Annotated in this window: 1 pseudogene; it reads left to right on the forward strand. The window is 60.9% G+C overall.

The annotated features are described in order from the left end of the window. Positions 1-412: pseudogene (locus GSM73_RS27190) on the forward strand (PAS-domain containing protein); the annotation flags it as partial.

Raw genomic sequence — 412 nt, forward strand, 5'->3', positions numbered from 1 at the left:
GACTGATGACCGCCAACGGGTTGTTCAGCGAAGAACCGCGTGGCCAGGCCGACGAGCATATGCTTTACCGCTTGCAGAACGGGCGCTGGCTGCAAGTCAGCGAACGACCAACCCAGGAAGGCGGTCGAGTGATTCTGTTTACCGACATCACCGACGTCAAACTCAGTGAAACCGTGCGTCGCGAACAGGCCATCGCGCAGAAATCGCACTTGTTGCAACGGGCCGTGGACAACCTTTCCCAGGGCGTGGCCATGGTCAATGCCCAGGGTGTGCTGGAGTTGTGGAATCGTCGCTTCCTGGAACTCAGCGGTCTGGCGCCAGTGGCGGCCCATCGGCCGTTTTCCGAGGTGATCGCCGACAGTGAACTGCAACTGCTGACCCCGGCCAGTCGCGACAGCAATGGCCGGCTCAT

The sequence above is a fragment of the Pseudomonas sp. PICF6 genome, assembly GCF_009831705.1.
Lineage (GTDB): Bacteria > Pseudomonadota > Gammaproteobacteria > Pseudomonadales > Pseudomonadaceae > Aquipseudomonas > Aquipseudomonas rhizophila.